The organism is Rhizobium sp. IY2, assembly GCF_047532935.1.
GTDB classification, from domain to species: domain Bacteria; phylum Pseudomonadota; class Alphaproteobacteria; order Rhizobiales; family Rhizobiaceae; genus Rhizobium; species Rhizobium anhuiense.
This window is the reverse complement of sequence record NZ_JBLKNU010000010.1, coordinates 114,381-137,148: the sequence shown is the minus strand read 5'-3', so window position 1 is coordinate 137,148 and position 22,768 is coordinate 114,381. Positions and strand designations below refer to the sequence as shown.

The 22,768-nt window shown below is 61.8% G+C and carries 23 protein-coding genes; 8 read left to right on the top strand and 15 right to left on the bottom strand.

Annotated elements, in window-relative coordinates; genetic code table 11:
• Entirely contained in the window at positions 1-651 is a 651-nt protein-coding gene (locus tag ACMUVN_RS25830) for a TetR family transcriptional regulator C-terminal domain-containing protein (RefSeq protein WP_025570386.1), read from the bottom strand.
• Between the two features lie 301 nt (positions 652-952).
• On the opposite strand from ACMUVN_RS25830, the gene ACMUVN_RS25825 reads away from it, so the two are divergent.
• Positions 953-2,206: a Zn-dependent hydrolase gene (locus ACMUVN_RS25825; RefSeq protein WP_414815629.1), complete on the top strand. Its 1,254-nt coding sequence runs from the start codon at positions 953-955 to the stop codon at positions 2,204-2,206.
• A 52-nt stretch (positions 2,207-2,258) separates the two neighbouring features.
• Positions 2,259-3,713, top strand: a complete 1,455-nt coding sequence (hydA, locus tag ACMUVN_RS25820; protein WP_183904758.1) for a dihydropyrimidinase — start codon at positions 2,259-2,261, stop codon at positions 3,711-3,713.
• 58 nt (positions 3,714-3,771) lie between these two features.
• On the opposite strand, the gene ACMUVN_RS25815 is transcribed toward hydA, so the two are convergent.
• Positions 3,772-4,185: a cupin domain-containing protein gene (locus tag ACMUVN_RS25815; protein ID WP_414815628.1), complete on the bottom strand. Its 414-nt coding sequence runs from the start codon at positions 4,183-4,185 to the stop codon at positions 3,772-3,774.
• Between the two features lie 94 nt (positions 4,186-4,279).
• Between ACMUVN_RS25815 and ACMUVN_RS25810 the strand changes: the two genes are divergently transcribed.
• From ACMUVN_RS25810 to ACMUVN_RS25785, 6 genes are all read left to right on the top strand, one after another.
• Positions 4,280-5,065: an ABC transporter ATP-binding protein gene (locus ACMUVN_RS25810; protein WP_063474392.1), complete on the top strand. Its 786-nt coding sequence runs from the start codon at positions 4,280-4,282 to the stop codon at positions 5,063-5,065.
• Positions 5,066-5,122: 57 nt separating this feature from the next.
• Entirely contained in the window at positions 5,123-6,052 is a 930-nt protein-coding gene (locus tag ACMUVN_RS25805; protein ID WP_025570395.1) for an ABC transporter permease, read from the top strand.
• Entirely contained in the window at positions 6,049-7,176 is a 1,128-nt protein-coding gene (locus ACMUVN_RS25800; RefSeq protein ID WP_047618701.1) for an ABC transporter permease, read from the top strand. The genes ACMUVN_RS25805 and ACMUVN_RS25800 overlap by 4 nt, the downstream gene beginning before the upstream one ends.
• A 58-nt stretch (positions 7,177-7,234) precedes the next feature.
• The gene (locus tag ACMUVN_RS25795) at positions 7,235-8,206 is read left to right on the top strand and encodes an ABC transporter substrate-binding protein (RefSeq protein ID WP_047618698.1); all 972 of its coding nucleotides are present in this window, start codon (positions 7,235-7,237) and stop codon (positions 8,204-8,206) included.
• A gap of 399 nt (positions 8,207-8,605) precedes the next feature.
• On the top strand, positions 8,606-9,796 hold the full coding sequence (locus ACMUVN_RS25790; protein WP_047618696.1) for an efflux RND transporter periplasmic adaptor subunit: 1,191 nt from the start codon (positions 8,606-8,608) through the stop codon (positions 9,794-9,796).
• Between the two features lie 12 nt (positions 9,797-9,808).
• Positions 9,809-13,135, top strand: coding sequence for an efflux RND transporter permease subunit (locus ACMUVN_RS25785; RefSeq protein ID WP_047618693.1), 3,327 nt, complete (start codon positions 9,809-9,811; stop codon positions 13,133-13,135).
• A gap of 82 nt (positions 13,136-13,217) precedes the next feature.
• Here ACMUVN_RS25785 and ureG read toward each other — a convergent pair whose 3' ends face one another.
• From ureG to urtE, 13 genes are all read right to left on the bottom strand, one after another.
• Positions 13,218-13,829, bottom strand: coding sequence for an urease accessory protein UreG (gene ureG / locus ACMUVN_RS25780; protein ID WP_063474389.1), 612 nt, complete (start codon positions 13,827-13,829; stop codon positions 13,218-13,220).
• Between the two features lie 189 nt (positions 13,830-14,018).
• Positions 14,019-14,690, bottom strand: a complete 672-nt coding sequence (locus tag ACMUVN_RS25775) for an urease accessory protein UreF (protein ID WP_414815627.1) — start codon at positions 14,688-14,690, stop codon at positions 14,019-14,021.
• Between the two features lie 6 nt (positions 14,691-14,696).
• Positions 14,697-15,326, bottom strand: coding sequence for an urease accessory protein UreE (locus tag ACMUVN_RS25770; protein WP_414815626.1), 630 nt, complete (start codon positions 15,324-15,326; stop codon positions 14,697-14,699).
• Positions 15,327-15,410: 84 nt separating this feature from the next.
• Positions 15,411-16,274, bottom strand: coding sequence for a GGDEF domain-containing protein (locus ACMUVN_RS25765; RefSeq protein ID WP_025570373.1), 864 nt, complete (start codon positions 16,272-16,274; stop codon positions 15,411-15,413).
• Positions 16,275-16,605: 331 nt separating this feature from the next.
• Entirely contained in the window at positions 16,606-17,274 is a 669-nt protein-coding gene (locus ACMUVN_RS25760; RefSeq protein WP_414815625.1) for a TIGR02117 family protein, read from the bottom strand.
• 31 nt (positions 17,275-17,305) lie between these two features.
• Positions 17,306-19,018: an urease subunit alpha gene (ureC, locus tag ACMUVN_RS25755; protein WP_047618681.1), complete on the bottom strand. Its 1,713-nt coding sequence runs from the start codon at positions 19,016-19,018 to the stop codon at positions 17,306-17,308.
• A 3-nt stretch (positions 19,019-19,021) separates the two neighbouring features.
• Positions 19,022-19,645, bottom strand: coding sequence for a glycosyltransferase family 29 protein (locus ACMUVN_RS25750; RefSeq protein WP_097545158.1), 624 nt, complete (start codon positions 19,643-19,645; stop codon positions 19,022-19,024).
• Positions 19,646-19,661: 16 nt separating this feature from the next.
• Positions 19,662-20,069 carry a lysozyme inhibitor LprI family protein gene (locus tag ACMUVN_RS25745; protein ID WP_029868292.1) on the bottom strand — a complete coding sequence of 136 codons (408 nt, stop codon included), beginning with the start codon at positions 20,067-20,069 and terminating at the stop codon, positions 19,662-19,664.
• A 22-nt stretch (positions 20,070-20,091) separates the two neighbouring features.
• Positions 20,092-20,397: an urease subunit beta gene (locus tag ACMUVN_RS25740; protein ID WP_025570364.1), complete on the bottom strand. Its 306-nt coding sequence runs from the start codon at positions 20,395-20,397 to the stop codon at positions 20,092-20,094.
• 10 nt (positions 20,398-20,407) lie between these two features.
• The gene (locus ACMUVN_RS25735) at positions 20,408-20,659 is read right to left on the bottom strand and encodes a DUF1272 domain-containing protein (protein ID WP_029868293.1); all 252 of its coding nucleotides are present in this window, start codon (positions 20,657-20,659) and stop codon (positions 20,408-20,410) included.
• A 10-nt stretch (positions 20,660-20,669) separates the two neighbouring features.
• Positions 20,670-20,972, bottom strand: coding sequence for an urease subunit gamma (locus ACMUVN_RS25730; protein ID WP_025570360.1), 303 nt, complete (start codon positions 20,970-20,972; stop codon positions 20,670-20,672).
• A gap of 112 nt (positions 20,973-21,084) precedes the next feature.
• Entirely contained in the window at positions 21,085-21,906 is an 822-nt protein-coding gene (locus ACMUVN_RS25725; protein ID WP_025570358.1) for an urease accessory protein UreD, read from the bottom strand.
• Positions 21,907-22,056: 150 nt separating this feature from the next.
• Complete coding sequence (gene urtE / locus ACMUVN_RS25720) at positions 22,057-22,752, bottom strand: urea ABC transporter ATP-binding subunit UrtE (RefSeq protein WP_025570357.1); 696 nt, start codon at positions 22,750-22,752, stop codon at positions 22,057-22,059.
• Between the last annotated feature and the right edge of the window lie 16 nt (positions 22,753-22,768).

Below are 22,768 nucleotides of genomic sequence, written 5' to 3'. Positions count from 1 at the left end.
TCAGGTCTCGGAACGATCCGGTCGCAGCCCGCCGATGAAGAGCTGCTCCAGAAACCGCGCCGCATCCTCGAAGCGGCCCTCACCGGAATGCTCCTGTCCGAGCACGGCCCGCACCTGGACGTCGAAATCTGCGTAATGCTGCGTCGTCGACCAGATGGAGAAGATCAGGTGGTAGGGGTCGCATTTGACGATCTTGCCGGCTTTCGCCCAGGCGCGGATGACCTCCGCCTTCTCGTCGACCAGTTCCTTCAGCGGCCCCTTCAGCTCGTCCTCGATATGCGGCGCGCCCTGTAGCACCTCATTGGCGAAAAGCCGGCTCTCGCGCGGAAAATCGCGGGCCATCTCCAGCTTGCGTCTGATATAACTGCGGATTTCCTCCTCGGGATTGCCCTCGGCGTCGAAGGCCCGCAGCGGCTCCAGCCAGGTGTAGAGCACCCGGTCGATCAGCGCGCGGTGCATGGCTTCCTTGGTGCGGAAGTAATAGAGCAGATTGGGTTTCGACATGCCGGCCACTTCGGCGATCTGGTCGATGGTCGAGCCGCGGAAGCCGCTTGCCGAAAACACGTCGAGCGCCGCCTCCAGGATCTGCTCTTCCTTCTCCTCCTGGATTCGCGTCCGCCTCAGGGTTTTCGCTGCTCTCGGTATGGTCACAGGCTGTTATTTCCCCTTGAAATTCAACTTCTTCGCTCAAGTTTTGCCCGGAGACACCTCCTGCCGCTTTGTTGAGCAACTGCCCGTATTTTTATCGGCGATTTTCGTGATTTTCGTCTTGAGCCCGGCGGTGGAAGTTGTAATGTTTACCAATCGGTCAAATTATCCGCCAGATGAAAAACAAAGGCAACTGGCGATTTTCCGGCGCTCGACAAAACCAATAAGAAGCGCAGGAATAGACCACGGGAACAGGCAGGCATGCCCTTTGCATGACTGCCGCAAACAGGTGAGGGCATAGGAAATGGTGGCAGCACCAGGCGAGAACATGCGCGTCAATGGCGACCGTCTCTGGGACAGTCTCATGGACATGGCGAAGATCGGCCCCGGCATCGCCGGCGGCAACAATCGCCAGACGCTGACGGATGCCGATGCGCAAGGACGCGGCCTCTTCAAGACATGGTGCGACGAGGCCGGCCTGACCATGGGCGTCGACCGCATGGGCACGATGTTCGCCACCCGCCCCGGCACCGATCCCGATGCCTTGCCGGTCTATGTCGGTTCGCATCTCGACACCCAGCCGACCGGCGGCAAATATGACGGCGTGCTCGGCGTGCTCGCGGCCCTCGAAGTCGTACGCACCATGAACGATCTCGGCATCAAGACCAAACATCCTGTTGTCGTCACCAACTGGACGAATGAGGAAGGCGCCCGTTTCGCGCCTGCCATGCTGGCGTCGGGCGTCTTTGCCGGCGTGCACAGCCTGGATTTTGCCTATAATCGCAAGGACCCCGAGGGCAATCTGTTCGGCGACGAGCTGAAGCGCATCGGCTGGGTCGGCGACGAAGAGGTCGGCGCCCGCAAGATGCATGCCTATTTCGAATATCACATCGAGCAGGGGCCGATCCTCGAGGCCGAGGAAAAGCAGATCGGCGTCGTCACCCATTGCCAGGGCCTGTGGTGGCTGGAATTCACGCTGACCGGCAAGGAAGCCCATACCGGTTCGACGCCGATGAACCTGCGCGTCAATGCCGGCCTCGCCATGGCCCGCATCCTGGAAATGGTCCAGAGTGTGGCGATGGGCGAACAGCCGGGCGCCGTCGGCGGTGTCGGCCAGGTGTTCTTCTCGCCGAATTCCCGCAACGTGCTGCCGGGCAAGGTCGTCTTCACCGTCGACATCCGCTCGCCCGACAAGGAGAAGCTCGACCGGATGCGGGCCAAGATCGAGGCGAAGGCGCCCGAGATCACCGATGCGCTCGGCGTCGGCTGTTCCATCGAGGCAATCGGCCACTTCGAGCCGATCACCTTCGATCCGAAACTGGTCACCTCGGTGCGCGATGCCGCCGAGAGGCTCGGCTACAGCCACATGAACATCATCTCCGGCGCCGGCCACGACGCCTGCTGGGCCGCCAAGGTTGCACCTGCGACGATGGTCATGTGCCCGTGCGTGGGTGGTCTCTCTCACAACGAGGCCGAGGAGATTTCCAAGGAATGGGCGACGGCTGGAGCCGACGTGCTGTTCCATGCGGTGGTCGAGACGGCGGAGATCGTGGTGTGAGGTAATCGCCGCGAAGCTCGCCTTTCAAATCATTAAGGAATGGGGAACGATCATGACCACAGTCATCAAAAACGGCACCATCGTCACCGCCGACCTGACCTACAAGGCTGACGTGAAAATCGACGGCGGCAAGATCGTCGAGATCGGGCCGAACCTCTCGGGCGACGAGACGCTGGATGCCTCCGGCTGTTATGTCATGCCGGGCGGCATCGATCCGCATACCCATCTCGAAATGCCGTTCATGGGCACCTATTCCTCCGACGATTTCGAGAGCGGCACGCGCGCGGCCCTTTCCGGCGGCACGACGATGGTGGTCGATTTTGCGCTCCCCGCCCCCGGCCAGTCCCTGCTCGAAGCGCTGACCATGTGGGACAACAAATCGACCCGGGCCAATTGCGATTATTCCTTCCACATGGCGGTTACCTGGTGGAGCGAGCAGGTCTTCAAGGAGATGGAGACCATCGTCCGCGACAAGGGCATCAACACCTTCAAGCACTTCATGGCCTATAAGGGCGCGCTGATGGTGGACGACGACGAGATGTTCGCGTCGTTCCAGCGCTGCGCCGAACTCGGCGCCCTGCCGCTGGTGCATGCCGAAAATGGCGACGTCGTCGCCTCGATGTCGGCAAAGCTGCTGGCCGAAGGCAATAACGGCCCCGAGGCGCATGCCTATTCGCGGCCCGCAGAAGTCGAGGGCGAAGCCACCAACCGCGCCATCATGATCGCCGATATGGCCGGCTGCCCGGTCTATATCGTCCACACCTCCTGCGAACAGGCGCACGAGGCGATCCGCCGCGCCCGCGCCAAAGGCATGCGTGTCTATGGCGAACCGCTGATCCAGCACCTGACGCTCGACGAGAGCGAATATTCCAACCCCGACTGGGATCACGCCGCCCGCCGGGTGATGTCGCCGCCCTTCCGCAGCAAACAGCATCAGGACTCGCTTTGGGCGGGCCTTGCCTCCGGCTCGTTGCAGGTGGTCGCCACCGACCATTGCGCCTTCACCACGGCGCAGAAGCGCTTCGGCGTCGGCGATTTCACCAAGATCCCGAACGGCACCGGCGGCCTCGAAGACCGCATGCCGATGCTCTGGACGCATGGCGTCAACACAGGCCGGCTGACGATGAACGAATTCGTCGCCGTCACCTCGACCAACATCGCCAAGATCCTCAACATCTATCCGAAGAAGGGCGCGATCCTGGTCGGCGCCGATGCCGATATCGTCGTCTGGGATCCGAAACGTTCCAAGACCATCTCGTCCAAGGCCCAGCAGTCGGCGATCGACTACAACGTCTTCGAGGGCAAGGAAGTGACCGGCCTGCCGCGCTACACGCTGACGCGCGGCATCGTCGCGATCGAGGAAAGCACCGTCAAGACCCGCGAGGGCCACGGCGAATTCGTCCGGCGCGAGCCGGTGACGGCCGTCAGCAAGGCGCTGTCCACCTGGAAGGAGATCACCTCTCCGCGCAAGGTGGAGCGCAGCGGCATTCCGGCAACCGGCGTATGATGATGGTGCGTAACGATACGGCCATCAACCGGGGACCGACGCCTCCATGCCAATGACCTCACGCCGGCACCAAAGCGTCCAACTCCGGCAGCAGCACGACGCTCTCCTGCTCGTTCGGATCGGTGCGCGCGATGACCGCCGTGCACGGCGTGCAGCTGAGGTTTGCCGGCAGATGCGGCACGCCGGCCGGGATATAGAAAAGTTCGCCGGCATGGACGACGACGTGATGCTCCAGCCGGTCCCCGTACCAGGTATGCGCCTCGCCGGAGAGCATGTAGATCGCCGTCTCGTGCGCCTCATGCAGATGCGCCTTGGCGCGCACGCCGGGTGGGATCGTCAGGAGGTGCATGCAGATGCCCTTGGCGCCGACCGTCTCGGCCGCGACCCCTTCGAAATAGCTGAGCCCCTGCTTGCCGTCATAGGCATGATTGGGGCGAACGATGTGGCAGGTGGGCTTTGATGTCACGTCCATCCTCATCCTCCATGGAATGTATCGTCGATAAAACCGGCGATAATGATAACACGCAAACCGCGTTCCCGCGGGGAAAACAAGACTGGTCGCATTGATGCAAGCACCTTCCGTCGTATCCGCCAAGGATCTCTGTCTCACCTACCAGGCGAATGACGGCCCGGTGCGTGCCCTGAGCAATGTCAATCTCGATGTTCGCAAGGGCGATTTCGTCTCTTTCATCGGCCCGTCGGGCTGCGGCAAGACGACCTTCCTGCGTGTCATCGCCGATCTGGAGAAGAGCACCTCGGGCGAGATCTCGATCAATGGCATGACGCCGGAAGAGGCGCGCAAGGCCCGTGCCTACGGCTATGTCTTCCAGGCGCCGGCGCTCTATCCCTGGCGCACCATCGAAAACAACATCGCCCTGCCGCTGGAAATCATGGGATATTCTGGCGCCGACCGGACGAGGCGCATCGCCGAAGCGCTCGATCTCGTCAGTCTTTCCGGCTTCGAGAAGAAATTCCCCTGGCAGCTTTCCGGCGGCATGCAGCAGCGCGCCTCGATCGCCCGCGCGCTCGCCTTCGACGCCGACCTGCTGCTGATGGACGAGCCCTTCGGCGCGCTGGACGAGATCGTCCGCGACCATCTGAACGAAGAGCTGCTGAAGCTCTGGACCCGCACCAACAAGACGATCTGCTTCGTCACCCATTCCATCCCCGAGGCGGTCTACCTCTCGACCAAGATCGTGGTGATGTCGCCGCGTCCGGGCCGCGTGACCGACGTGATCGACTCGACCCTGCCTGCCGAACGCCCGCTCGACATCCGCGACACCCCCGAATTCCTGGAAATCGCCCATCGCGTCCGCGAGGGGCTGAGAACGGGGCATAGCCATGAGGTTTAGCCGGTTGAGTTCGAGGGATGGTTGGGCGTCCGGGGCCAGCAAATGGGGGCAGTCGCTGTGAAACCCGACACCTTCAAAGACAAGATCGTCCCCGTCACCACCATTCTGTTGGCCCTCCTCGTCATCTGGTATGTCGCTGCGGTCCTGATGAACGCGCCGTTCCAGCGCGACATGGACGGCCGCGCCGGCGCCACCCCTACGACCATCGAATTCATCGGCAAGACGCTCGCCCAGCCGAAGCCGATCCTGCCGGCGCCGCATCAGGTGGCGCAGAACGTCTACGAGAACACCTTCCTGCGCAGCCTTTCGAGCAATCGCAGCCTCGTCTATCACAGCTGGGTGACGCTCTCCTCGACCCTGCTCGGCTTCGGTTTCGGCATGCTGCTCGGCATCCTTCTTGCCGTGCTGATCGTGCACAATCGCGCCATGGACCGCTCGCTGATGCCCTGGCTGGTGGCGAGCCAGACCATACCGATCCTTGCGATTGCACCGATGATCGTCATCATCTCCTACAATGTGCTGACCGGCGACAATGCAATTGCGCATCTGCTGAACCTCGATTCCGACGCTTCCCGCCTCGTTTCCAAGGCGCTGATCTCCACCTACCTCTCTTTCTTTCCGGTCGCCGTCGGCATGGTGAAGGGGCTGCGTTCGCCCGAAATCATGCATCTCGACCTGATGCGCACCTATTATGCCAGCCCGATGCAGACGTTCTGGAAGCTCCGCGTTCCCGCCTCGATCCCTTTCCTCTTCACCTCGATGAAGGTCGCGATCGCCGCCAGCCTGGTCGGCGCCATCGTCGGCGAGTTGCCGACGGGGGCTGTCGCCGGCATCGGCTCGAAGCTGCTCGCCGGCTCCTATTATAGCCAGACCATCGACATCTGGGCCGCCCTCGTCGCCGGATCGCTGCTGGCCGGTATCCTGGTCGCGATCGTCGGCCTTGCGGCGAAGATCGTCGACCGCACCATGGGCGGGAGGCCGGCATGAGACATTTGAGCTTTTCCTGGCAAGGCGTCGTTGCCCTCCTTCTCTGTCTCGCGGCGCTGACGGCCCTGCCGCTCCTGGCCGATGGCGCGCCGCGCCCCTTCACCGACGGCACGGCAAGCCTCACTTTCACCATCGTCATCACGGCAGCCCTCCTGTCCTTCGCGCCGCAGCCGCCGGCCTATCGTGCCACCGTCTTGTTTATCGGCGCACATGGCGCCGCCTGGATGCTGCTTTCCGCTCTCTCCGGCAATGACGGCGCGGCCACACGGGCTTTCTTCCTGCTGCTCTTTGCCTGCTGGCTGCTTGCCTGGCGATGCGTCACCGAGCTGTCGAAATTGCAGCCCGTCACCACCTTCGGCAGATCGACACTCCAACTGCTGATCCCGGCGATCTTCGGCGCCTGGATACTCATCCTCTGGGAGGCGGTTACGCGCGGTGCCGGCGTCCCCTTCATCCTGCTGCCGCCGCCGAGCGCCATCGGCGCGCGCATCATGGCCTCGCTGCCGATCCTCGGCGACGATGTCAGGCAGACGATCTTCAAGGCGGTGCTGATCGGTTACATCGCCGGCTGCCTCAGCGGCTTCGCCGTCGCGGTGCTGGCCGATCGCATCGTCTTCCTGCGCCGCGGCCTGCTGCCGATCGGCAACATGGTGTCGGCTCTGCCGATCATTGGCGTCGCCCCCGTCATGGTCATGTGGTTCGGCTTCGACTGGCCGTCGAAGGCCGCCGTCGTCATCATCATGACCTTTTTCCCGATGCTGGTGAACACCGTCGCCGGCCTTGCCGCCTCCGGCAGCATGGAGCGCGACCTGATGCGCACCTATGCCTCGAGCGACTGGCAGACGCTGCTCAAGCTCAAGCTTCCGGCAGCAATGCCCTTTATTTTCAATGCACTGAAGATCAACTCGACGCTGGCGCTGATTGGTGCCATCGTTGCGGAATTCTTCGGAACGCCGATCGTCGGCATGGGCTTCCGCATCTCCACCGAGATCGGCCGCATGAATGTCGACATGGTCTGGGCGGAAATCGCCGTCGCGGCGCTGGCCGGCTCGATCTTCTATGGTGTCATCGCCCTGACCGAACGGGCGGTGACGTTCTGGCATCCGTCTATCCGTGGTGGCTAGACGCGCGCGGGCTTTGCAAACAGGTCCGGGCATAACTTCAGAGGGTAAGGATAAGAAAATGAGAAAGTTGATGGTTGCAATGATGGCAAGCGCGATGTCGCTTGCAGCAGCCCATGCGATGGCCGCCGACAAGGTGGTGCTGCAGTTGAAATGGGTCACGCAGAGCCAGTTCGGCGGTTATTACGTCGCCAAGGACAAGGGCTTTTACAAGGAAGAAGGCCTCGACGTCGACATCAAGCCGGGCGGCCCCGATATCGCCCCCGAGCAGGTGATCGCCGGCGGCGGCGCCGATGTCATCGTCGACTGGATGGGCGGCGCCCTGGTTGCCCGCGAAAAGGGCGTTCCGCTCGTCAACATCGCCCAGCCCTACCAGAAGTCCGGCCTGGAAATGGTCTGCCGCAAGGACGGCCCGGTCAAGACCGAAGCCGACTTCAAGGGCCACACGCTCGGCGTCTGGTTCTTCGGCAACGAATATCCCTTCTTTGCCTGGATGAACAAGCTCGGCCTGTCCACGGAAGGCGGCCCGAACGGCGTCACCGTGCTGAAGCAGAGCTTCGACGTACAGCCGCTCGTCCAGAAGCAGGCCGACTGCATTTCCGTCATGACCTATAACGAATACTGGCAGGCGATCGATGCCGGCTTCAAGCCGGAAGAACTGACGGTCTTCAACTATACCGAGATGGGCAACGACCTTCTCGAAGACGGCCTCTATGCGATGGAAGACAAGCTGAAGGACCCGGCCTTCAAGGAAAAGATGGTCAAGTTCGTCCGCGCTTCGTTGAAGGGCTGGAAATATGCGACCGAGAATCCCGATGAAGCCGCCGAGATCGTCATGGACAATGGCGGTCAGGACGAAAACCACCAGAAGCGCATGATGGGCGAAGTCGCCAAGCTGGTCGGCGACGGCTCCGGCAAGCTGGACGAAGCGCTCTATGCCCGCACGGCAAAGGCGTTGCTCGACCAGAAGATCATCAGCAAGGAGCCTGCGGGCGCCTGGACGCACGACATTACCGACGCCGCTGCCAAGTAGTTTCGGCAATATTGCGAAGCGAAACGCGCGGAAGATTTCCGCGCGTTTTGTTTTTTCGGCGCAAGACCGGAAAAAACACCTTGCAACTGTCGCATTTATCGGGCGTCAAACGTCATGGGGTAGAAGCGCGATCAATCTTCGTAATGTTGACATAACCTTGCGGTGATTGATTGACGTCGGAATGGTAATTATTATCGCCTCATGGGGAATTGTTTTCTGCCGGACTTGTAGATCGAGCAAATCGATACCACCTACAAGCCGAATTTGCCGGCGAGGGATGAAGACGGCAAAGGATCGGCGGATACCTCTGAGAATGCAGGAAGGGCAGTGGCCTGATCGCGCGCTGAGTGGCAGACGCGCGAGTTCGGCCAACCTTATCATAAGATTGGACGAAGACGCATGGCACGTAAGCCGATTGGAATTCTAGGCGCCTCCACCCTTTTCGCAGCAGCTCTGGCTGCATCAACCGCATTTTCGCAGGAAACGCCGGTCGCAAAACCGCAGCAGAACCTGCCGGCAATCGTCGTCACCAAGGCTGTCAATCGCACTCTCGTCGACCGTGTCATCGGCACGGGAACGATCAAGCCCGTCGAGGAAGTCTATATCCAGCCGCAGGTCGAAGGTCTGTCGATCCGCACGCTGAAAGCCGATGTCGGCGACAAGGTTCAGGCGGAAAGCACGCTGGCGACGCTCAATGACGACGCGCTGGTGCTGGAAAAGAGCCAGATGATGGCGACGAAAGCCAAGGGTCAGGCAAGTCTCGCCCAGCTGCGCGCCCAGCTCATCGAGGCACAGGCCAATGCCGAACAGGCAAGGCAGCAGCAGGCCCGCGCCCAGGAAATGGTCAAGAAGGGCACGGTTTCCACCGCCCAGGTCGAACAGGCCGATGCGACTGCCGCCGCCGCCAATGCCCGCGTTGTCTCCGCCGAACAGGCGATCGAGGTCGCCGAAGCCGATCTCAAGGTCTTCGACAGCCAGATCGCCGATGCCGATCTGAAGCTGGCACGCACCGACGTGAAGACGCCGGTCGCCGGCACGGTCTCGGCGAAAAACGCCAAGGTCGGTGCGATAGCTGCCGGCAACGGCGACCCATTGTTCACCATCATCCGCGACGGTGATGTCGAGCTTGTCGCCGAGGTCGCCGAAAGCGATATCGTCAGGGTCGTGGCCGGCCAGAAGGCGGCAATTTCGCTTTCCGGCAGCCGCGAGAAGCTTTCCGGCGCCGTCCGCCTGGTGTCGCCGACCGTCGATCCGGTCACCCGCCTCGGCCTCGTCCATATCTCCATCGACGATGACAGCAAGGCGCGTTCCGGCATGTATGGCAGCGCCGAGATCATCGTCCGCGAGACCGAGGGCGTATCGCTTCCCCTGACCGCCGTGCTGACCGGCAATGAAGGCTCCTCCGCCCGCAAGGTCGAGGATGGCGTGGTGAAATTCGCCAAGATCGAGACCGGCATCCAGGACGGTGCCTATGTCGAGATCGTCGATGGATTGAAGACCGGCGACGAGGTCGTGGCCAAGGCGGGCGCTTATGTCCGTGACGGCGACCACATCACTCCGGTGCGTGAACAGCCCCCGGCTTCCAACTAAAGAGACCATCCGATGAATTTTTCAGCCTGGTCCATTCGAAATCCCATCGCGCCGCTTCTGGCCTTCTGCCTGCTGGTGTTCATCGGCATGCAGTCCTTCAATTCGCTGCCGATCACGCGCTTCCCGAACATCGACGTGCCGCTCGTTTCGATCAGCGTGACCCAGAGCGGCGCCTCACCGGCTGAACTCGAAATGCAGGTGACGAAGGAGATCGAAGACGCGATCGCCTCGATCACCGGCATCGACGAAATCCAGTCGACGGTGACCGACGGCAGCTCGCAGACCAATGTGATGTTCCGGATGGAAGTGCCGACGGAACAGGCCGTACAGGACGTCAAGGACGCGATCGACCGAATCCGCAGCGACCTGCCGGCGACGGCCGAAGCGCCGATCGTCACCAAGGTCGATGTCGAGGGCCAGGCGATCCAGACCTTCGCCGTTTCCTCGCCCGATATGTCGCTGGAAGAACTCTCCTGGTTCGTCGACGATACCGTCAAGCGTGCGCTGCAGGGCCAGGCCGGTATCGGCCGCGTCGATCGCTATGGCGGCGCCGAGCGCGAAGTGCGCATTGAACTCACCCCCGGCAAGCTCGATGCCTATGGCATCACCGCTGCAAGCGTGAACCAGCAGCTGCGTGGCACCAACATCGACCTCGGCTCCGGCCGCGGCCAGGTGGCCGGCAGCGAACAGGCGATCCGTGTTCTGGGCGATGCCCGCAACGTCGCCGAGCTCGCCGACACGACGATCGCGCTGCCGAACGGCCGCTTCGTCAAACTGTCCGATCTCGGTGTCATCAAGGACACCTATGAAGAGCCGAAATCCTTCTCGCGCTTCAACGCCACGCCGGTTGTCACCTTCGGCGTCTTCCGCTCGAAGGGCGCCAGCGAAGTCAGCGTCGCCGAGACCGTAGCGCAAAGCCTCGACAAGGTGCGGACCGAAAACCCGAACGTGAAGATCGAACTGATCGACGATTCGGTGTATTTCACCTATGGCAATTACGAAGCCGCCATCCATACGCTGCTCGAAGGCGCGTTGCTCGCCGTCATCGTCGTCTTCCTGTTCCTGAGGAACTGGCGCGCGACGCTGATTTCGGCAATCGCCCTTCCGCTGTCTGCGATCCCGACCTTCTGGATCATGGACATGATGGGCTTCTCGCTGAACCTCGTCAGCTTCCTCGCTTTGACGCTCGCGACCGGTATTCTCGTCGACGATGCGATCGTCGAAATCGAAAACATCGCCCGCCACATCAAGATGGGCAAGACGCCCTATCGGGCGGCGATCGAGGCGGCTGATGAAATCGGCCTTGCCGTCATCGCCACCACCTTCACGATCATCGCCGTCTTCGTGCCGGTTTCCTTCATGCCGGGCATTCCGGGCCAGTACTTCATCCAGTTCGGCCTGACGGTCGCCTTCTCCGTCTTCTTCTCGCTGATGGTCGCACGCCTCATCACCCCGATGATGGCCGCCTATCTCATGCGCGCCGAAGACGGCATGGAAGACCATCACGACAATGACGGCCTGCTGATGCGTGGATACACCCGTCTCATACGCGGCACGACCGGGCGCTGGTATACGCGTTACGCGACGCTGATTGTCGCCTTCGCTTTCCTGGTCGGCTCCGTTTTGCTGCTGATGCAGGTTCCCGGCAGCTTTTTGCCGCCGGAAGATGCCTCGCGCATCGTTCTCTCCGTCGAGCTGCCGCCCAATGCACGGCTTGACGATACCGAGAAGACGACGGATGCGATCTACGATCGGGTCAAGGACATCAACGGCGTCGAAAGCGTCTTCGTCCTCGGCGGCGCATCGCCGAAAGGGGATCTCGAACTGCGCCGCGCCACCATCACGCTGGCGCTTCACAAGCTCGACCAATCGCTGATCAAGAAGATGGTCAATGACGGGCTCGGCCATATCCCGGTCATCGGGCCGATGCTGCCGAAGGTGGAAGTCCACGGCCGCGAACGTCCGCAATGGGATATCGAAAAGGAAGTCTTCGCCAAGTTGCGCGACATTCCCGACGTTCATATCCTCAAGCTCAACGACCGCGGCGAACGCGACCTCTCCTTCAACTTCCTCTCCAAGAACGAGAAGGACCTGAACGACGCCGTCGGCATTCTGGAATCCAAGCTTCGCGCTGATCCGCTGCTGGCCAATGTCAGCGCCGACGGCGCCCTCCCCCGCCCGGAACTGCAGGTTTACCCGCGCAAGGACGAGGCCGCCCGCCTCGGCATCACGCCGCAGCAGATCTCCGAGACCATCCGCGTCGCCACCATCGGCGATGTCGATGCGGCCCTTGCCAAGATCTCGCTCGACGATCGCCAGATCCCGATCCGTGTCCAGGCGGCACTCGACATGCGTCGCGACCTTGCGGCGCTGCGGGCACTGAAGATCCAGACCGCCAGCGGCGGCACCGTTCCGCTCGCGAGCGTCGCCAATATCGACTATTCGGAGGGCGTAAGCTCGATCAAGCGCAACAACCGCTACCGCGTCGTCTCGATCGGTTCCGACCTGCCGCAGGGCGTGGCGCTCGACACGGCTTCGGCCCGGTTCCGTGAAATCGTCAAGGAGGCCAATATTCCGGCCACGGTGCACCTTGCCGAAAGCGGCGACACCAAAGTCCAGTCCGAGATGCAGCAGAGCTTCGTCAACGCCATGTTGATGGGCCTCCTGCTGGTGCTGACGGTGCTGATCCTGCTCTTCAAGGACGTGATCCAGCCCTTCACCATCCTGTTCTCACTGCCGCTCGCCATTGGCGGCGTCGCAGCCGGCCTGATCCTCACCAGCAATCCGCTGTCCATGCCCGTCATGATCGGTATCCTGATGCTGATGGGTGTCGTCACCAAGAACGCCATCCTGCTCGTGGATTTCGCCATCGAGATGCGCCACCAGGGCATAGCCCGGGTCGAAGCCATGGTCGAAGCCGGCCGCAAGCGCGCCCGGCCGATCATCATGACCTCGATCGCCATGTCGGCAGGCATGCTGCCTTCCGCGCTCGGTGTCGGCGAAGGCGGCTCCTTCCGGGCGCCGATGGCGATCGCGGTGATCGGCGGCATCATCGTCTCGACGGTGCTCTCGCTCGTCGTCGTGCCCTCCTTCTTCCTGATCATGGACGATCTGTCCCGCCTGCTCGGCTGGGCTTTCGGCCGGCTGGTGGGCCGGAAGGACAATGAGGACCTGCCGCTGTCGCGCGAGGATCTCACCCGCGTCACCCGCGAGAACCGCAGCGAGATCGACTCGCTGGAGGAGCGCCTGACCGCGATCGAAAAGCCGGAAAGCAAGCGCAAGACCGCCAACAGCAACGACACCAACGTGCTCCGCCTGCCGCCCTTCGCGGCGGAATAGTCAAAAAACCCACAAAATGAACGGGCCGGGAGTCAACTCCCGGCCCGTTCATTTTGCCATTCCTTTTTCGCCGTTCTGACCGTCAGAGCCCGCCCTGCTCCCTGAGGAAGCTGACGATCGAGCTGATGCCGTCGCCGCGCTTCATGTCGGAGAAGACGAAGGGGCGGCTCGCACGCATCCGCGTCGCATCCCGGTCCATCACCTCGAGATCGGCGCCGACATAGGGCGCCAGGTCCTTCTTGTTGATGACAAGCAGGTCCGAGCGGGTGATGCCAGGCCCGCCCTTGCGCGGGATTTCCTCGCCCTGGCAGACGGAGATGACATAGATGGTGATATCGGCAAGATCGGGCGAAAAGGTCGCCGCCAGATTGTCGCCGCCGGATTCGATGAAGACGACGTCGAGATCGGGGATCCGCTGGTTGAGGCCGGCGATCGCCTGCAAATTAATCGTCGCATCCTCGCGAATAGCGGTATGTGGGCAGCCGCCGGTCTCGACGCCGACGATGCGGTCGGAAGGCAGTGCCTGCATGCGCACCAGCGCTTCGGCATCCTCGGTCGTATAGATGTCGTTGGTGACGACGGCGACGGAATAATCGTCGCGCATCGCTTTGCAGAGCTTTTCGGTCAGCGCCGTCTTGCCCGAACCGACCGGCCCGCCGATGCCGACACGCAAAGGTCCGTTTCTTGATTTCATGTGCCTTACTCCAATCCAAGCTGATGATAGCGAAGCCGCCCGCCCGCGCCACCGTCAAATGACTTAGAGCGCTTGTTTTTCTTCGAATCACGGAAGCGCTCTATCTCGTTGTTTTCACGCAATTCCGGGCGCAAAACCGCTGCGCACTTTTGCTGGAATTGCTCTAGCCACAGCGATAATTTCGCACCGTCACGAGCGGAACAGCCGCGTCGTCTGCATCTCGTGGCGCAGGCTGGCAATATCGGCCTGCACGGTCGCCGAGCCCAGATCGTCGAGCGTCGAGGCTGCCGCCCGTCGGGCGACCTCCGCGATACATTCTTCAAGACCGGCAAGGATGGCAACGCCATTCCTCTGTCCGGCAACGCCGAGACGGATGCCTGCCGATATCGCCTGCGATGCATAGGCATGCAGGAAGATGGCAAGCGCCTTCTCGGGCTTTATGTCGTGGGCGCCCGTCACCGCCCCGACCGCAATGGGATAAGCGACCTTGTCAGGCAATCGCTCGAACACCTCGTCCGGCCAGGCCCGCGCCGCCGCAAGAAAAGCCTCGCCGAGCAACATCGTTTCCTGATGGCGCTCGCGCGACCCGGCAAGCGCTTCGGCGAGTGCGGCAATCTCGGCAAGGCGCAGGGGCTCTGCCTGGTACCTGTGACTTTCGGCCAGAAGCACGGCATCGTTCCAGACCGACCCATGGCCGATCAGCGTGCCGATCCAGGCCGCAAGCGAGCTCGAATCTGTAACCAGCCCGTCGGACACTGCCCGCTCCAGCCCTCCCGAATAGGCAAAGCTGCCGATCGGAAAGGCCGGCGAGAGCCATGCCGTCAGGCGCAGCAATGCCTGGAGCTCGCGATCATTCGTCATCAAGGCTCAGTCGTGCTTGTGGTCGTGATGTCCATGGTCATGATCCCGTCCATGGTCATGATCCCGTCCATGGTCATGACTATGGTCATGATCATGACCGCGATCGTGGCGGTGCTCATGCTCATGCTCGTAGCCATGTTCGTGATCATGGTCATGGCCGTGATTATGAGCAAGATCGTGATCATGCCCATGCGAATGCCCGCCGTGAGAATGGTAGGCGCCGCGCGCCGGCTGGAACGGCTCGTCGATTTCGAGAACGACGGCGCCGAGGCCCTGCAGCATGGTGCGGATGACATGATCGCGCAGGATGACGATGCGGTCTTCCTCGATCTGCGCAGCAAGATGCCGGTTGCCGAGATGCCAGGCGAGTTCCACCAGATGCGTGCGGTCGCGTCCGCGAACCTCGAAGAGCTTCTCGTCGGCAGCGAGGATCTCGATCAACTCGCCGTCGTCACGTACCAACAGATCGCCATTGGCGAAAAGCACCGCATCCTTGAGATCGAGCATGACCATCTCGCCATTTTCCAGATGCAGCAGCTTGCGGCGCAAATGGCGCAAGTCATGCGGCAGCTTGACCTGGGCGGTCGGATGGGAGGAAGGGGTTCCGGCAGGAAGATAGGAAGTAACGCGCTGCATGGTATGTCCGTTTTCTGAGAGGACGACCATGCAAAATAGCTCTTCCCGATGCAAGCACCAATGGTTTTTCACTCGGATCCATCTTTATATTCCGTAAGCCTGCATCACGTTGTCGCTCTCCAGCCCCCTGCCTTCGACATCGACGCCGTTCTCCGCAAGCCCGTGCCAGGCATGATGCAAACCCTCCCGCTCGTGCACGACGCGATTGCGCCCAAGCGCCTTGGCCAGATAGAGCGCCCGGTCGGCAGAAGCATAGACCTGCTGCTTGTTGCGCTCGGCGACGAGATCGGCCACACCGCCGGAAACGGTAATGCGGATGTCGTGCCCGTCCGCCTTGATGGCGCCGCTTGCGATCCGGGCTCGGACACCTTCGATGCGCTCCATCCGTGCCTCCAGCGGCTCGCCGGAGACGATGACGCCGAACTCCTCCCCACCCAGCCGTGCGACAATGGAAATTTCATCGAAGGTAGATGTGAGCATGCCTGATACTGCGGTAATGACGGCATCGCCGCAAGCATGGCCGAAGCGATCGTTGATCGCCTTGAAGCGGTCGACATCGAAAATCACAAGCGAAGCGTTGCCCTCGGTTTTTTCCAGTGCCTCCGTAAAGGCGCGCCGGTTCAGCAGGCCGGAGAGCGTGTCCGTGCGGCTGAGCTTTTCGAACTCCGCCCGCGACAGCGTCAGCTCATGCAGGGCAAAACCGGCAGCCAGCGACAGCATGCCGGAAACCGTCCCGCCGACGAGCCAGGAAAAAATGGCGCCGAAGCTGATCGCATGCGAGAGTGTCACCGGCAACAGGCCGAAAAAGCCAAGCGGCGGTATCGTCAGCACCATGATGACGCCGGAGAGGACAACGGCAAGAAAGCTCATCTTCAGCGCGAAGACATAGACGTTTCTGCGATGTTGAAAATTGCCAAAATCGGCCTGCAGCGACATCCAGTTTCTCATGAGAATCGACCTTCCTGCCCGGCGTTTCAAGGCATTGATAAGAGCCCAATTGCTGCGGGTGTCTTAATCGACTCGTTAAAATTCGAACGGTTTCAGACGATTCGGTGGACAGAATTTTTCTAGCAGGGGATGCAGCTTTCCAATCCCTGAATCGAACAGCTCAGAGAGACACTTAACTAATTGACATAAAAGCGATTTTCTACGCTGGTCAGTGCCGCTGTTCCAGAATGGTTTAGCTGGGGAAAACATCGGTTTTCCCAGCGATTTTTACAACCAGATGGAGAGTGCGGTTCACAATTCACTTTAGGAGTGGGCGGGCTCGGCGGTTGCTTCAATTGTAGACAGAAACAGATAATCGCAATGCTTGTGGAAGCGGGTTCCATAAGCCGGTTCGAAGCCCGGCCGAGCGCAGGGCAGCGGCAGTCCAGGTGTTGCAGCCGAAGAGGGCGTTGAAGTATCCCTTGGCCTCGAAGAACCGGTCGATCTCGCCGTATCCGGCATCCGGGATCGGCACCACCGTGCCTGCGTCGCGGACGAAGCTCTCCGAAATAAAATCGCGCAGCCGCGCCAATTGATCGTCACTGACATCGAATGCCGTAACGGTGGGCTGCGGCTCGGTGATATGACCGGCAAGGTCCACATGCAGCGCCGAACGGTCGATCGTCAGCGCGCGCAGCACCGGCACCGGCTTCAGCTCCGCCCATGTCGGCGTTTCCAGATAGAAGGTACGGCCGCCCCAGCCGATAATGAGCCATTCGGCATTCGGATGGCCAAGCGGAAAACCGGTATCGCCGAGGAAGGAGAAAGCCGCCCGCGTTTCCGCGTCGAGCGGAATGGCAATATCGGTATGGATAGGACCCGACAGCAGGAGAATCCGATGCGTCATCGCCGCAGACGCCTTGGCCGGCGCAATCAGCGGCCTGGGAATGAAGGTTCCGCAGGCCGCCACAAGCACAAGCAGGAAGACGATCCGCAACAGCCAGCGGATGCCTGTTCTCATCAGGGCCGTCCGTCGCACATCGGACGTGGACCTAAAACAGGAAGTAGCGCTGCGCCATCGGCAGCACCGTCGCCGGCTCGCATGTCAGCAATTCGCCGTTCGCCCTCACTTCGTAGGTCTCCGGATCGACCTCGATCTCGGGTGTCAGGTCGTTGTGGATCATCGATGCCTTGGAGATGCCGCCGCGCGTATTCTTCACCGCAACCAGTTGCTTGGCGACGCCGAGCCGGCCCTTCAGGCCGGCGTCGAGCGAGGCCTGGCTGACGAAGGTGACGGAGGAATTGGTGAGGCTCCTGCCGTAGGAAGCAAACATCGGCCGGTAGTGGACCGGCTGCGGCGTCGGGATCGAGGCGTTCGGATCGCCCATCGGCGCGGCCGCGATCGAGCCGCCGAGCAGCACCATGTCGGGCTTCACCCCGAAAAAGGCCGGGTTCCACAGCACGAGGTCGGCGCGTTTGCCGATCTCGACCGAGCCGATCTCATGGCTGAGACCATGGGCGATCGCCGGATTGATCGTATATTTGGCGATATAACGGCGAACGCGGAAATTGTCGTTGTCACCCTTTTCTTCCTTCAGCCGGCCGCGCTGACGCTTCATCTTGTCGGCCGTCTGCCAGGTGCGGATCGCCACTTCGCCGACGCGGCCCATGGCCTGGCTGTCGGACGAGATGATCGAGAAGGCGCCGATATCATGCAGGATATCTTCCGCCGCGATCGTCTCCTTGCGGATCCGGCTTTCGGCAAAGGCGATATCCTCGGGGATCGACGGCGACAGGTGGTGGCAGACCATCAGCATGTCGAGATGCTCGGCGATGGTGTTGACCGTATAGGGCCGCGTCGGATTGGTGGACGAGGGAATGACGTTCGGCTGGCCGCAGATCTTGATAATGTCGGGCGCGTGCCCGCCGCCCGCCCCTTCCGTGTGGAAGGCATGGATGGTGCGGCCCTTGATCGCGCCGATCGTATCCTCGACGAAGCCGCTTTCGTTCAGCGTGTCGGTGTGGATCATCACCTGCACGTCATATTCGTCGGCAACCGACAGGCAGCAGTCGATGGCGCCTGGCGTCGTGCCCCAATCCTCGTGCAGCTTCAGCGAGGTGGCGCCGGCTAGCACCATTTCGGTGAGCGCCCCCGGCAGCGAGGCATTGCCCTTGCCGGCGAAAGCGAGGTTCATCGGGAAGGCGTCGGCCGCTTCGATCATCCGCGCCAGATGCCAGGGACCGGGCGTGCAGGTGGTGGCAAGCGTGCCATGCGCCGGCCCCGTGCCGCCGCCGAGCATGCAGGTCATGCCGCTCATCAGCGCTTCTTCGATCTGCTGCGGCGCGATGAAGTGGATATGGCTGTCCATGCCGCCGGCGGTGATAATCTTGCCTTCGGCGGCGATCGCCTCCGTGCCCGGGCCGACGATGATATTGACGCCAGGCTGCATGTCAGGATTGCCCGCCTTGCCGATCGCGACGATGCGCCCGTCCTTCAGCCCGATATCGGCCTTGTAGATGCCGGAATGATCAACGATCACCGCATTGGTGATGACCGTATCGACCGCGCCATCCGCCCGCGTCACCTGGCTCTGGCCCATGCCGTCACGGATCACCTTGCCGCCGCCGAACTTCACCTCCTCGCCATAGGTGGTGAAATCCTTCTCGATCTCGATGAAAAGCTCCGTATCGGCAAGGCGCACCTTGTCTCCGGTGGTCGGTCCGAACATGCCGGCATAGGCGGCGCGCGAGATCTTGTAGGGCATCCATCAGGCTCCGTGGGAAGAAGAGATAAGGTTTTTTCCGCCGAGCCGGGTGAGGCGGCCGGCGGCAATATAACTATCGACAAGCTGCCTTTCGGCCGCAAAAGGGTGCCATTCCCAGCCCGCATGGCCGAAGCCGGCGAGCGTCACCTCGGCATCGGCATGTGTCTCCAGCACCTCGCCGATCACGATCATGCCGCTGCTCGGCACGACATATGGCTGCGGATCAAAAGTCGAAAGCGACGCGTCGACGGCCTCGTGGATCGACTTGCCGATGACGACGTGCCTCTTGCCGGTATCGGCACAGAAGGCGTTGAACTCAACGGTATAGTCGTCGCAGAAATCGTCGAGTTCCGGATGCGAGACGGCAAGCGGCGCGCGCAGCGCGGCGAATTTTTCCGGATCGCGCACGCTCCAGATCTCGCGCGCCGAAACGACGCCGGGATGGGCGCGCCACTCACGCGAACCGAGCATCGCTTTCGCCGGCCGGCCGGTATTGCAGACCGCGACGGCATCGGTGCGGCTGCCGCCGTCGCCATAGGAGCGACATTCGTTGAAGCGGACGACGAAATCGGCGGCATCGATGATGCCTGCCATCCCTTCTCCGACCTCACCATTGCCGACGATCATGATCTTCCTGATCACCTCAGTTGCTCATCGTGTCTTCGAGCTCTTTCAGCTCTTTCGTGCGTTTGTCCGTGATGTTGGCGAGACATCCGGCGACCAGCATCGGCTCCATCGTGCCGCCGCGGGCCTGAAAGCCGAAGGCGTCACATTCGGCGTCGCGATAATCGATCCAGGCGCGCTGCGCTTTGACCAGCGCCTGCTCCGCGCCCTTCATGTCGCCATCTAGGTCCTTGTCGATCGCCGCCAGGGCGGCGCGGGTCTTCTTGTATTGCGCATTCAGAGCCTTGTCGGCAGCCTCATGGCGCGCCGCCTCGCAGGCCGTCATGTCCGATTGCGTCTTGGGACTGTTGCAATCGATCTCCTCGGCGGAGGCGCTACCAGCCATGAGCAGCATCGCCGCTCCGACCAGGCAGATATTCAAACGCATGCGTTCCTCCCGACCATCGCTCTTAGAGCTTGCCCATCACCAGCTGGCGGAAGCCGTAAACCTCGCGCTTGCCGGAAAGCGGGATCAGCGTCACCGAGCGCGTCTGCCCCGGCTCGAAGCGCACCGCCGTTCCCGCCGGGATATCGAGCCGCTTGCCATGTGCAACAGCGCGATCGAAGGAAAGCCCGGCATTGGTCTCGGCGAAATGATAGTGGCTGCCGACCTGCACTGGCCGGTCGCCCGTATTGGAAACCTCCAGCGTCACCGTCTGCGCGCCGGCATTCAGTTCGATGTCGCCGCTTGCGGCAATGATTTCACCTGGAATCATCTCGTCCTCCTTAAGCCGCCTTGGGCGCACAGCCCTCGGCCTTCAGCACGCGCTTCGTCGACGCCGGATTTTTGGCAAGCATATCAACCGGCCGAATAGGCCTCGCGACGAGATTGCCGCCGCAGTTCGGGCAGACACCTTTCAGCACGCCCTCGACGCAATCGGCGCAGAAGGTGCATTCATAGGTGCAGATCCGTGCCTCGGTGCTGTCCGCCGGCAAATCCTTATCGCAGCATTCGCAATTGGGCCTGAGCTCCAGCATTCCTATCTCCTCACCGGATCGGCTCGTGCACGGTGACGAGCTTGGTTCCATCCGGGAACGTCGCCTCCACCTGCACGTCGTGGATCATCTCGGCAACGCCCTCCATCACCTGGCCACGGCCGATCACATGGGCGCCGGCTTCCATCAGCTCGGCAACCGGGCGGCCGTCGCGGGCGCCTTCGACGACGAAATCGCTGATCAGCGCGATCGCTTCGGGATAGTTCAGCTTGACGCCGCGCTCCAGCCGCCGCCGCGCCACCATCGCCGCCATTGATATCAGCAGCTTGTCTTTTTCTCTCGGAGTGAGGTTCATTGCTTGCCCATCTGCTTCATACCTAGAACAGGATGATCCTGTTCTGCATTAAAGAGTTAGAGCCTGATGTCGTCCGAAAACCGCTCACACTTTTCGGCATCATGCTCCAGGTTCATAGATTCCAGACTTTCGGCACAGGCGCGCCATTGCGCAAGGCGGAAATGACCGGGATCAGGATTTTTCTGAGTGAGAATCCGTCGGCCGCCGCAAGGCGGACGACAAGCTTGCCATCCCAGGCGCTTGCACCGCCCATCGATCCTTCGACGAGCGGCCGGACCTTGGCGAGATAGGCTTCGGAAAGCGGTCCGGCATAAAGCAGCGTCGCAAAGGCCACCTGCCCGCCGAGCACGGCCTGCCGCGCGGCCAGCGCCGCCACGCCTTCGGAAAGCCTGAGTTCCTCGGCATGGATCAGTTGGCCCGAGCGGCGGATGCGCCAGCGGTCGCGGAACAGCCCGGTCTCCACCGCCTCCCCCATCGCCTTGCGGCCGAGCAGGACGGCTTCGACGGCCAGAAATTCGGCACTCTCGTCAAGATCGACATCCAGCCGGCGGAAAAGTGCGGCTCTATCGAAGAGGATCGTTTCCTGCGGCAGCCAGTCGACGCGAGCCTGGGCTCCAACCTTGATGCTGGTCGTCACCTCGGCGGTGCCGGCCGATGCCTTGTAAATCTTCTCGCAGGCCTGGGTGGTGACGTCGATGCGCGTACCGGCGCCGGCATCGACGCTCCAATCCATCCGGTCGCCGCCGGTGAGCCCGCCAGCGGTGTTGATGATGACGGCTTCCATGGAGGCATTGAAGGTATCAGGCAGGCGGATCTTCGCCGCTCCCTCCTGATAGAGCTCACGGATGCGCGTACGGCCATCGAACAGCTTTGCCGCCAGATGCCCGCGCCCCTCCGCTCTTTGCGGTCTCGTGCCTGCCGCCGCAATCGTCATATCGTCCCTTTCGGTCGCGCCTTTGATTTTCATTCAAGCGCGCAGATAGCAGAAAGCAAGCAATTCCCATGCCGTCCAGGATGCCCGCAGCAGATGCGGCAGATCTGCGAATTGCTTGGTCCCCCTGCTGCAAAATGCGGCATCTGCCGGTCAGACGGTCAGATGACGGCGGGCCTCCGGCGTATCCAGCGTTTCGGCAAGCCCTTCATGCACGATCTCGCCGCGATCCATGATGTAGACGTAATCGGCGAGCTCCCGGCAGAAATCCAGATATTGTTCGACGAGCAGGATCGCCATGCCTGTGGAGTCACGCAAATAGCGGATCGCCCGGCCGATATCCTTGATGATCGAGGGCTGGATGCCTTCGGTCGGCTCGTCGAGCACGAGGATCTTCGGCCGCGTCACCATGGCGCGCCCGATCGCCAACTGCTGCTGCTGCCCGCCGGAAAGATCGCCGCCGCGACGCGACAACATCGACTTCAGCACCGGGAAGAGGCTGAAGATGTCGTCGGGGATGTTGCGGTCGCGGCGACCAAGCGGAGCGAAGCCGGTTTCGAGATTTTCCTTGACGGTAAGCAGCGGGAAGATTTCGCGGCCCTGCGGCACATAGCCGACGCCCTGCTTGGCGCGGGCAAAGGGCGGCAGACCGTTGAGTCTGGTGTCATTGAAGGTGATGGTACCCGCCGACAGCGGATGCTGGCCGGTAACGGCGCGCAGAAGAGAACTCTTCCCCACGCCGTTACGCCCCAGCACGCAGGTAATCTTTCCCATCTCCGCTTTGATCGAGATGCCGCGCAGCGCCTGTGCGGCGCCATAATGCAGATTTGCGTTTTCGACTGTCAGCATCCGTTCACCCATTCCC